Raw genomic sequence first — 9389 nt, 5'->3', positions numbered from 1 at the left:
CTTATGCCTTCGCTTAAATGATCCTCAATGATCTTTTCTTCTTTAATTTTGTTCATCGTTTACACTTTAATGTGTAAACCTATTTCAGGACAAGTCAGCCAGAGTATCTAACTCTATTCGCTTATCAGCAACTGACATACTTAGCAGGCGAATGTTTAGTGCATCCGCGTCTTTTAAGGTGACGGCGCCTAATACAATTGGCGCCAATGCCCCGGCGACTTTATTACAGATACCCATAATACTGATACGCTTGGCAGCACTTTCAATAGGGCCCAAAATTGTAATGTAAGGGTTTGAAGCGGTTTGCAACACGGCAAGGCCGGTTCCCTGGATAAACAACCCGGTTAAAAACAGCCAGTACATACGGGTTAGGGCAGCGGGAATAAAAATCAGCGCGCCAAAAGCGATGATCATTAAGCCCAATGACATACCATTTTTAAAACCCGTTTTAGATAATACCCATGACGACGGTATAGCCATTACCAAATAAGCAATATAAAACGAAAACGCCACCAGATACGACTCAAAATTGTTTAGTTGACAAGCAATTTTTAAATACGGTATCAACACCGAATTTAGCCAGGTTATAAAACCGAAAACAAAGAATAAAGCGCCTATAATATATATTGGGCTGATCCCCTTTTTTGCCTCATTTTCTCCCATTGCTACAGCTGACTTTTACTTGTACTGCCTAATATAGAACAAATTTTTATCACGCTATGCCACCGCTTAATTATGTTAAAAATACACTACTAATTAATGCAATATTTTTGAGTCGTATTTATTTTTTAATGGATTGAAATTGTTGTATAAATCATGGTGTAACGACAATTACAAATACTTAAAAAAAATTGAAATTAACGCCGCGACAAAAGGACGCTGCCTTATAGGGCAATCCTATCCGTTTCAAGACTCTTTGATTTAACAACAGCCGCGTTAGCTGCCCCCCATTGATCTATCTGGATTAAAATAGGCAAGATAGATTTTCCTAATGGGGTCAATTCATACTCCGTCTTTTTGGGATAAGCGTCCTCCGCGATTTTTATAACGGCGCCATACTGCAGCAACTCTGCCAGTTGCATCTCTATAACCCGTAACGAGGCCATTTTTATTTCCTTGTGTATCTCTGTGGGCCGCACTTTCCCTTTATTGATAGCATCCAGGATACACAACTTCCATTTACCGCCAAACACTTTAAAGGCCACCCTTATTCCGCAATCTAAATCCTCTTCAAGTTTATAGGTATACATACGCTTGTTTTATAACGCAAAATAACTCAATTACAGCATACTATCACTAACATGGGCTACCGAATCTTTTTTCGGTTATTGCTCCACCTTGTTGTTATACAGAGTTTTGCCGTTGTATCGCTAACGATACCTGATAAGCATGGCACAAAGAACCACTACAACTTCTTTTAAATTACAGCGGCACGATATCGCACCAATGGCCATTTGGGTTACTATTATATTCTTAACCTGGCTTTTCATGCACGGCGCCGACCATTTTTAGAATTAACCCCAGAGGCATTAGGCAAATACTTTGAATTGAAATGGTTCGTTATAGCGCACATAACAACAGGTGGCGGATCCTTGATATTAGGCTTTATACAGTTTTGGCCCTCGTTAAGAAACTGCAGTTGGAAAGCGCATCGCGCCATAGGCCTGCTTTACCTGCTGGCTGTTTTGGCAAGTAGCATATGCGCAGTAATTTTAGCGGTTACCACCGCGAAGGAAGTAAATTGGGCATATGCATTTTCCTTACAAATATGGGTGACCGTATGGATAAGCTCAACCGTAATTGCTTATTATTCGGCTTTAAAAGGCCGATATACCCTTCATAAAGAATGGATGGTTAGGAGCTATTTAGTAACCTTGGCTTTTATCATTTCAGGCTTAGCCTTAAAAACATCGTACATACAAAGCCTTGGCAGTTTTGCCGACATATCGCCGTCGCTTTTTTGGATGGATGGTCGGTACCCTTGTATATTTACCAGGTAGTGCTTGCGCAAAAAAAGCCTAAAGAGATACACCCGGCAGCAATGGCATAGATGCAATTTTTAGCTATGCAAAGGCTAAGAAACAATAAAGCCCAACACGTGGTTGGGCTTATATCAGGATATTGCGGACCGCACCTGTATTTTATTATCCGGCTTGTGTTTCCAGGAAACTAAGTAGGTGTTCTTCCAGCAAATTTGTGTTATAATCAGAATCCGTAGCATGAACCGTTACCGTAAGTTCGTCATCGGTTACCACAACCGTTAGTGCCGGGCCTTCAATCACTTCGGGGAACAAAATGTTGATCACGTCATAAACATGCGCATACTCAATCGCCAGATTTGAATCAAGTTTACCGTTGATATAATCTGCAAATTCTGTCTTTAACAGGTCAAACAGCTTCTCAGCGCTGAGTGGTTTAACATTTTTGATTGTTGTCATATGCCTACAAGCGTTGGCGAGGCATTAAGTTTCATTTGTATGGCAAAATAGTTAAGTGGATAGTAAAAGCGCAGCTACTGCTCCTCAGCATAGTTGTCCGAAGTCAGAATAACCTTTAAATATAGTTGCCATTAAGTTTATCTTTGCTCTTCAAAAATATCAATCAAAATGTCTGAATACCCACCCTGCCCGCTTTGTAAATCAAATTATACTTATGCTATGGACGCGTTACTGGTATGCCCTGAATGCGCCCATGAATGGGAGCCGGACGGCGAGGATGTTGCAATTGACGATGTATTTGTAGTTAAGGACAGCAACGGAACTATCCTGCAAAACGGCGACTCGGTTATCGTGATAAAAAACCTGCCGGTAAAAGGCTCTCCGCAAGGCATTAAGGCCGGCGCCAAAGTAAAAAACATACGCTTGGTAGACAGTGACCATAACATCGACTGCAAAATAGACGGATTTGGCGCAATGGCGCTTAAATCTGAGTTTGTGAAGAAGGCGTAAATAGCTGATTACAATCGACTGGATCTAAATATCCCAAAGGCACGCTACTACCTACTCACCAAACTAAACTCCTTAAACTGCCCATTTAAAGCAGCATCCCCTCTAAAGTGCAGACCTGCACGCGGGCTGCGGTCCCATTGGGGCAGGGTGCCGGCTTTTATCGGGGTTTCGGTAGTTAGTTGTTTCCAATCTTCGGTGCCTTGCTTGTAGTAAAAGGTGCATGTTTTGTCGGCGGCTACATCCAGCTTTAATTGTACCGGTGTTTTGGCTTTGGTGGCTTGTTGTGCTAAGGCAGCATATTTATTGCCTTTAACCTGCCATAATACAACCTGGTCGTTTTGTACACCTATGCCTACCGCCGCGTTGGCATCGCCATAAAAAGAAAGCCCTTTAAGTGCCGCATTGCTGTTTAACACCGTAGCTGTCATTACAAAACTGCCCGATACCGGCCTATTGGTTAATACTATCCCCGCCTCATTACCCTCTTTAACTGTTCCTGATAAAGAAAGCACACCCTTTTGCTGTTTTACCACAGGCGTCGAGTTACGGAAATCCCACTGCCATTTTTTGTCTACGGTTTTTGCGGTAAAATCTTCTTTAATGTTTGGCGCCGTGCCGCCCATAACTTTCTGTGCTTTAAAGGCAAGCCATTCATTACCGTTTGGCCATATAAGTTCTGACATTAAGCCCTGACGGCCGGTAATGGCCACACTCTCTTTGTTATAAGCATGGTGAATGTAAAAATCGGCATCATTGTCTCCTTTAACAAACGTACCATGGCCCATGCATTTCCATTTGCCGTTTTCAGACAGGATAGGGTTTTTGTCATAAAACTCGTACGGGCCAGCGTAAGTTTTTGAACGCGCTACGCGTACATTATAGGTACAACGCACACCGCAGCAACCACCTGCAGAGTAAAATAGGTAATAATACTCGCCTTTCTTTAAAATGCTCTGGCCTTCCATGCCTTGCTTGTCGTCATCACGCAGCATAGAAAATGGCTCACCTTCAATTTTAAGGCCGTCGGCAGATAGCTTGTAACCCAGTATCTCTATCGGGCGTTTATCTAATCCATAAGCTTTAAAAGACACATATAGCTGGCCGTTATCGTTATAAATAAAAGCGTCGATAGCCTCTTTGCCAAAGGTGATGAACGTGCCGTGGTCGGTAAAACCTTTATCGGGGAATTTTGAAGTAGCTACACCGATGTATGATACATTGTCGCTTTTACGGCGGGCAGTGTAATAAATATAGTAAGTGTCTTTAATTTTATAATACTCTGGCGCCCAGAACGAGCCTGAAGTCCACTCGGGTGCTTTATCAAACACATAACCGGCCTGCCTCCAGCTTTTAAGGTCGGTCGACTTAAAAATAGGGAAATGCGGCGCCCATTCTGACGAGGTGCCCACCGCGTAATAGGTGCCGCCAACTTTTATTATAGACGGATCGGCAAAATCGCCATGAATAACGGCGCCATCATTAAGCTGCGCAAACAGCGTTGACGGCGACAATAAAACCAGGACGATAAAAATGGCGATTGTCTTAAGCTTTTGCATAAATAGGTGTTATTGATTATCTGTGTTAATAGATAATCAAATAAACACAATTTAGCCTTAGCAGCCAAGTGTAATTAACGCGCGCGCTGGCCGATAGAAACTTTAGCAGGGTGGTTTATAGGTGCAGATTTAACATCATTATCACATTTACCTAATAGCATGTAAATAACAATAAATATCACGATGGTTGACAAGCAACCGCCGCCTAATTTTTTAGCGCCATAGCCAGCGATAAGAACTTTAAAGAAATTGTTCATAATTTTTATGTTTGTGTGATAAATCCTTTTACCAATGCTTCCAGTTCGCGGTCGGCGCATTCCCAGGGCGCATTCAAGTCCGTTAGCTCTGCTTTTCGGAAAATGAAATTATATGTTTCGCCCGCCGTGAATACGTGCTTAAAGCTCCATTTTGCACTTACCGCCCCTGCCGAAATAATCACCAGTTCTGACGATACCTCGCGCGGCGGTGGCAATGCGGCCCACGCCTCTAAAAAACTACTGATACGCTCGCTAAAAGGTCCGCCGTGTTCCATGAATTATTTTCTTAACATAAGCTTAAAATTTCCGAAATGTTTGAGCTTACACAAAATTATGTGGGCCGCTTAATAGCTATATTTTGCTTATTTTAGAGGCGAGATGCCAGTCGTGTTCAAAACGTATATCCAACAACAGGCAGGCCTGTCTGCCACCGAAACCGATCAGGTTTATGGCCTGGCCCTGCAACGCAACATAAGCCGCAAAGGGGTACTGTTGCAGGAGGGCGATGTCTGCCGGCATAAGGTGTTTATTGCCAAAGGTTTATTGCGCACCTATCGTGCTAAGTCAGACGGCAGCGAGCATATCATCCAGTTCTCGCCGGAAAACAGCTGGACCGTGGAGCCCGAGAGTTACGACAAAAGCATTCCATCAGCCTATACCATTGACGCGCTTGAGCCGTGTGACGTGCTTTTATGGACCAAAAAAGACTTTGTAAGCCTTCAGGAGGATATTCCGAAACTCAAGAGCTTCTCGCAGCACGTAATATCCAACAACATTTACATTAACCGTCAACGGGTATTTAGCACCATCAGCTCATCCGCCGAAGAAAAGTATGACGAGTTTATAAGACAGCATCCTAACCTGTTTGCCCGCGTGCCCTTACACATGGTGGCCTCTTACCTTGGCGTATCCCGAGAAACCTTAAGCCGTATTCGCAACGCACAGGTTAGCCGTTAATTTAAAACGGTGATAAATGTCCTTGCTTTGCGGGCCCTCAATAAAGCAATTTTGTAGTGTAATTATCTATCACTAAAAATTAAAACATGCTAGTATTTGTAACAGGAGCTTCCGGATTTGTAGGCTCTGCCGTTGTTAAAGAATTAATTGAAGCCGGCCACGAGGTATTGGGGTTGGCCCGGTCAGAAGCATCAGCAAAAACATTGAGAGAGGCCGGCGCAGCACTGCATATAGGATCATTGGATGATCTTGAAAGTTTAAAAGCCGGCGCGGCCGCCGCCGATGGTGTGATCCACACCGCGTTTATTCACGATTTTTCGAACTATAAAGAAAATTGCGAGGTAGACCGCCGGGCTATTCAAGCAATGGGCGAAGCCTTAGCCGGTACCGATAAACCGCTAGTTATCACGTCAGGCACTGCTTTGGTTATATCCAACCCCATTAGCAATGAGCGCGATCAACCGAACGTAAGCGCCGACATCGTTCCGCGTGTAGCTTCAGAAGAGGCCGCGGCGGCTATGGCTGCCAAAGGTGTTAATGTTAGGGTTGTGAGATTACCACCATCAACCCATGGCACGGGCGATTACGGCTTTGTGCCGATGCTGGCCAACATAGCAAAAGAAAAAGGCGAAGCCGTCTACGTAGGCGACGGCTTAAACCTATGGCCGGCCGCGCACCGTTTTGACGCCGCCCGTTTGTATAGGCTGGTTCTTGAAAGAGGCACAGCCGCTACAACCTACCACGCCGTAGCCGAACAGGGTGTTACCATGCGGGACATCGCTACTTTGATTGGCAAAAAACTAGGCCTGCCGGTGGTATCCAAAAACGAAGAGGAAGCCGCCGCATACTTTGGCTGGATGACACATTTTGCCGGCATGAACGTTCCTTCATCAAGCCAGATCACCCGCGATGCTTTAAGTTGGGAACCATCAGGGCTTGGACTGCTTGAGGATATAGAGCAAAATTACTTTAATAGCTAAAAACGAGAAAGCACTGGCGTTATGCCAGTGCTTTCTCGTTAAATGTTGTTTTCTTATCGTCGAATTAACAACTTTTTTGCTCTTTACTTCTTATTATTTGACAAGAAAGTAACCAACGATGCCATCTCCTCGTATGATAAGGCATTTGCTAAACCTGTAGGCATCATAGATGTTTCCATTTCCTTGCGGGATATGATGTCGCTGGTTTTTACCGTGTATACTTCGCCCGTGATGTTACGCATAATTACGCGGTCGGCGTTCTCATCAGTAACAAAACCCATGTAGCTCTTGTTGCCTTTGGCCGTAACCATTACCGTAGCAAAACCTTGAGATATTGACGCGTTAGGCTTCAGTATCGATTCGGCAATTTGCTCGCGCGACATGATAGAACCTATCTGGCCCATAAACGGTCCTTTAGGTTTTTCGCTCTTATCTAAAGTGTGGCAGGCAATGCAACCCTGGCGGGCAAATAAGGCTTTACCTAAACCCGGCTCGCCTTTTATCTTGCCAAGCATAAGCATAACATCTTCAATAGACGCTTTCCCTACCTGGCCTTTTTGGTTTTTGATCTTTTCTAAATCAACCTTAGGCTCATTGCTGGCAATTGCCTTTTCTTCAACACCAAACTCGGCAATTTTCATTCGGTGGCGCTCATTCAGGTCGGTATATAGTTGTTTGCCTGCGGCATCAGCTTTTTGCCATTGTGCTTTCAGGAAAGTTTCAATTTTTGGCGATGCAGCCCAGGTGATGCCTTTGTAGTACGGACCATGAGAATCCGGACGGGTACCCCACCACCATGACGCGTCATAAGGCGCTTCTTCGCGGTAAAGACGGGACAGTGTAGTGATGATCTCGGTTTTTAATTTCGCGCCGTTAGCATTAGCGTAAGCGGCAATTAAGCCATCTACTGCTTTAGGGTTGTGCATGTTGCGCAATACCCATAAGGCCAGTGTTGAGTTTTCAGTACCGATAGAAGCAACCGCCGCATCAGTAGCGTTTAATTCAACCAATGAACGCGCTGCCAGGTGAGGCAACACGATAGCCGAGTTGGGCGTAGCGTGCGGGCCTTCGGCAACACCTTTAGCCGGCGCTACAAATGATGCAGGCACTTTGGTTTGCAACAAAGCCGGGATAGCTTCTGCCTTACCTAGACGGCCAAGGCCGATGATAGCAGCTGCCTGTACCCGCGGGTTAGCATCTTTTAACCCATCTAAAAATGGTCCGATAGCTACTTTTGATGCCCATGATTTACGATCGGCAAGCTGGCGTAAAGCAAACTCACGTACGGTAGCATCTCTAGTAAGCTCAGTAAGCGCCGCGATACCACTTTCGGCAGCTATTTGCGCGTAGGTAAATATACCTGCCGCACGGCTTTCTAAGCTTAAACCTTTATCCTGCGCTACCTTTAAAGCAGCGGAAGCGGCAGATTTAACCGGACGTTTTAATAATTCTTGCGACGCACTAATACGGGCGACCGCGCTGGCAGATTTTAACAGATCGGCCAGTTTTTTCTCTGATAGTTTTTCAACATTCGGGAAAGCCTGGTACTTCCAGTCAGTAGGTACTGCTCTAACTACGTAGCCTTTGCTTGGGCTACCGTTATAACCGGCACCATCCCAGGCAGAAAGATACAATCTCCCGGAGCCATCAACGTCAAGATCGGTGATTTGTGCCAGTTTAATAAACTCTTCGTCTTTTTGCGTAAAAGTCGGGCCATCAGGCGTAACACGGTGAATGTATAGCATACTGCGTCCCCAATCGGCCATCATTGGTACTTTATTGAATTTAGCAGGCCAGTTTGGCTCATCCATAAATAAGTTACCTGTACCAGAGCCACCGCCTACATCAACCAGGGCAGGTAATATCTCATCTGTAAAATGTTGGAACAACAATGGGTAACCATATTCGCCGGATTGCACATAGTGCGAGAAACGGATATTCCAACCGCCGCCATCATTGGTGTTTTCGCGGGTAAATACGTTCATAAAAGGGTCTATCGCTACGTCGTAAACGTTACGTGTACCGTGGATAAATACTTCCATTTCTGTACCGTCGGGACGTACACGTACAATGCCACCACCCAGCATGGTCATTTTTTTACCTGAGCGATCTACCGCGTTATAGAAACCAAAATCGCCTACGCTTACATAAATCCAGCCATCAATACCCATACGGATACCATTAGTAGCATGGTCTGTACCACGTTCTTGCAGGTATTTGGTGTTGCTAAAGTTTTGAATAAGCGGTTGCTCAGGGCCGTCAGCTATGCCGTCGCCGTTTTTATCTTCAAACACTACCAGGTCCATGCCGGTAGCTAGTTTCGTTTCCTTTGAGAAAGTGGTATGCAGTACAAAAACCTTGGTACCGCTAACTATAATACCGCGCGGATTATCCACATCAACAAAATTGGTGTGCTTATCTAGCTTGCCATCGTTATCGCTGTCTACCAGCTTAACAATGCGACCCTTGCCCGGGGTTTTACCCAGTGAGCCTATCATGTCTACGCCTACATAAACCTCGCCGGTTGGGGCTACGGCCAAACAAGCCGGGCTGGGCACTAAATCAGGGCCCGCAAACTGGGTTATGGTTAGTTCGGGCGGGTTTTCAAATGCCAGTGGCTGCGGGAAAAATAGCCCTCCTAAAAAAAATATCAGGGCCGATATTATACTAATGGTTGTTTTTAACATAATT

At 44.9% G+C, this 9389-nt stretch carries 11 protein-coding genes; 4 read left to right on the top strand and 7 right to left on the bottom strand.

The genetic code is table 11. The features are described from left to right. Positions 1 to 84: 84 nt before the first annotated feature. Together ACFSYC_RS14495 and ACFSYC_RS14490 are read right to left on the bottom strand one after the other, a co-directional pair. Complete coding sequence (locus ACFSYC_RS14495) at positions 85 to 663, bottom strand: MFS transporter (RefSeq protein WP_377129077.1); 579 nt, start codon at positions 661 to 663, stop codon at positions 85 to 87. A 221-nt stretch (positions 664 to 884) separates the two neighbouring features. Further along, on the bottom strand, positions 885 to 1250 hold the full coding sequence (locus tag ACFSYC_RS14490; protein WP_377129075.1) for a winged helix-turn-helix transcriptional regulator: 366 nt from the start codon (positions 1248 to 1250) through the stop codon (positions 885 to 887). Positions 1251 to 1454: 204 nt separating this feature from the next. Here ACFSYC_RS14490 and ACFSYC_RS14485 point away from each other — a divergent pair, with 204 nt between their 5' ends. Continuing rightward, entirely contained in the window at positions 1455 to 2000 is a 546-nt protein-coding gene (locus ACFSYC_RS14485; protein WP_377129073.1) for a DUF2306 domain-containing protein, read from the top strand. 144 nt (positions 2001 to 2144) lie between these two features. On the opposite strand, the gene ACFSYC_RS14480 is transcribed toward ACFSYC_RS14485, so the two are convergent. Next, positions 2145 to 2438, bottom strand: coding sequence for a hypothetical protein (locus tag ACFSYC_RS14480; RefSeq protein WP_377129071.1), 294 nt, complete (start codon positions 2436 to 2438; stop codon positions 2145 to 2147). A 168-nt stretch (positions 2439 to 2606) separates the two neighbouring features. Here ACFSYC_RS14480 and ACFSYC_RS14475 point away from each other — a divergent pair, with 168 nt between their 5' ends. After that, complete coding sequence (locus tag ACFSYC_RS14475) at positions 2607 to 2948, top strand: zinc ribbon domain-containing protein YjdM (protein WP_377129069.1); 342 nt, start codon at positions 2607 to 2609, stop codon at positions 2946 to 2948. Between the two features lie 47 nt (positions 2949 to 2995). Here ACFSYC_RS14475 and ACFSYC_RS14470 read toward each other — a convergent pair whose 3' ends face one another. The 3 genes from ACFSYC_RS14470 to ACFSYC_RS14460 form a co-directional block, all read right to left on the bottom strand. Beyond that, entirely contained in the window at positions 2996 to 4504 is a 1509-nt protein-coding gene (locus tag ACFSYC_RS14470) for a glycoside hydrolase family 43 protein (protein ID WP_377129067.1), read from the bottom strand. A gap of 74 nt (positions 4505 to 4578) precedes the next feature. Next, the gene (locus ACFSYC_RS14465; RefSeq protein ID WP_377129065.1) at positions 4579 to 4761 is read right to left on the bottom strand and encodes a hypothetical protein; all 183 of its coding nucleotides are present in this window, start codon (positions 4759 to 4761) and stop codon (positions 4579 to 4581) included. Positions 4762 to 4766: 5 nt separating this feature from the next. Continuing rightward, positions 4767 to 5036: a hypothetical protein gene (locus ACFSYC_RS14460; protein WP_377129064.1), complete on the bottom strand. Its 270-nt coding sequence runs from the start codon at positions 5034 to 5036 to the stop codon at positions 4767 to 4769. Positions 5037 to 5148: 112 nt separating this feature from the next. On the opposite strand from ACFSYC_RS14460, the gene ACFSYC_RS14455 reads away from it, so the two are divergent. Further along, positions 5149 to 5718, top strand: coding sequence for a Crp/Fnr family transcriptional regulator (locus ACFSYC_RS14455; protein ID WP_377129062.1), 570 nt, complete (start codon positions 5149 to 5151; stop codon positions 5716 to 5718). Positions 5719 to 5804: 86 nt separating this feature from the next. After that, positions 5805 to 6698 carry an SDR family oxidoreductase gene (locus tag ACFSYC_RS14450; protein WP_377129061.1) on the top strand — a complete coding sequence of 298 codons (894 nt, stop codon included), beginning with the start codon at positions 5805 to 5807 and terminating at the stop codon, positions 6696 to 6698. An 83-nt stretch (positions 6699 to 6781) separates the two neighbouring features. Here ACFSYC_RS14450 and ACFSYC_RS14445 read toward each other — a convergent pair whose 3' ends face one another. Beyond that, positions 6782 to 9385 (bottom strand): DUF7133 domain-containing protein, encoded by a 2604-nt coding sequence (locus ACFSYC_RS14445; RefSeq protein WP_377129060.1) that lies wholly within the window; start codon positions 9383 to 9385, stop codon positions 6782 to 6784. Positions 9386 to 9389: the final 4 nt, after the last annotated feature.

The sequence above is a fragment of the Mucilaginibacter antarcticus genome (genome assembly GCF_042686155.1).
Taxonomy (GTDB): domain Bacteria; phylum Bacteroidota; class Bacteroidia; order Sphingobacteriales; family Sphingobacteriaceae; genus Mucilaginibacter; species Mucilaginibacter antarcticus.
Note: the sequence above shows the minus strand (reverse complement) of the source record. Positions and strands in the feature narration are given on the sequence as shown.

What these genes read in the sequence shown, in the direction of transcription:
- ACFSYC_RS14475 (WP_377129069.1), top strand. Translation starts at nt 2,607, where the DNA reads ATGTCTGAATACCCACCCTGCCCGCTTTGTAAATCAAATTATACTTAT.
- ACFSYC_RS14460 (WP_377129064.1), bottom strand. Translation starts at nt 5,036, where the DNA reads ATGGAACACGGCGGACCTTTTAGCGAGCGTATCAGTAGTTTTTTAGAG.
- ACFSYC_RS14470 (WP_377129067.1), bottom strand. Translation starts at nt 4,504, where the DNA reads ATGCAAAAGCTTAAGACAATCGCCATTTTTATCGTCCTGGTTTTATTG.
- ACFSYC_RS14465 (WP_377129065.1), bottom strand. Translation starts at nt 4,761, where the DNA reads ATGAACAATTTCTTTAAAGTTCTTATCGCTGGCTATGGCGCTAAAAAA.
- ACFSYC_RS14480 (WP_377129071.1), bottom strand. Translation starts at nt 2,438, where the DNA reads ATGACAACAATCAAAAATGTTAAACCACTCAGCGCTGAGAAGCTGTTT.
- ACFSYC_RS14450 (WP_377129061.1), top strand. Translation starts at nt 5,805, where the DNA reads ATGCTAGTATTTGTAACAGGAGCTTCCGGATTTGTAGGCTCTGCCGTT.
- ACFSYC_RS14490 (WP_377129075.1), bottom strand. Translation starts at nt 1,250, where the DNA reads ATGTATACCTATAAACTTGAAGAGGATTTAGATTGCGGAATAAGGGTG.
- ACFSYC_RS14445 (WP_377129060.1), bottom strand. Translation starts at nt 9,385, where the DNA reads ATGTTAAAAACAACCATTAGTATAATATCGGCCCTGATATTTTTTTTA.
- ACFSYC_RS14495 (WP_377129077.1), bottom strand. Translation starts at nt 663, where the DNA reads ATGGGAGAAAATGAGGCAAAAAAGGGGATCAGCCCAATATATATTATA.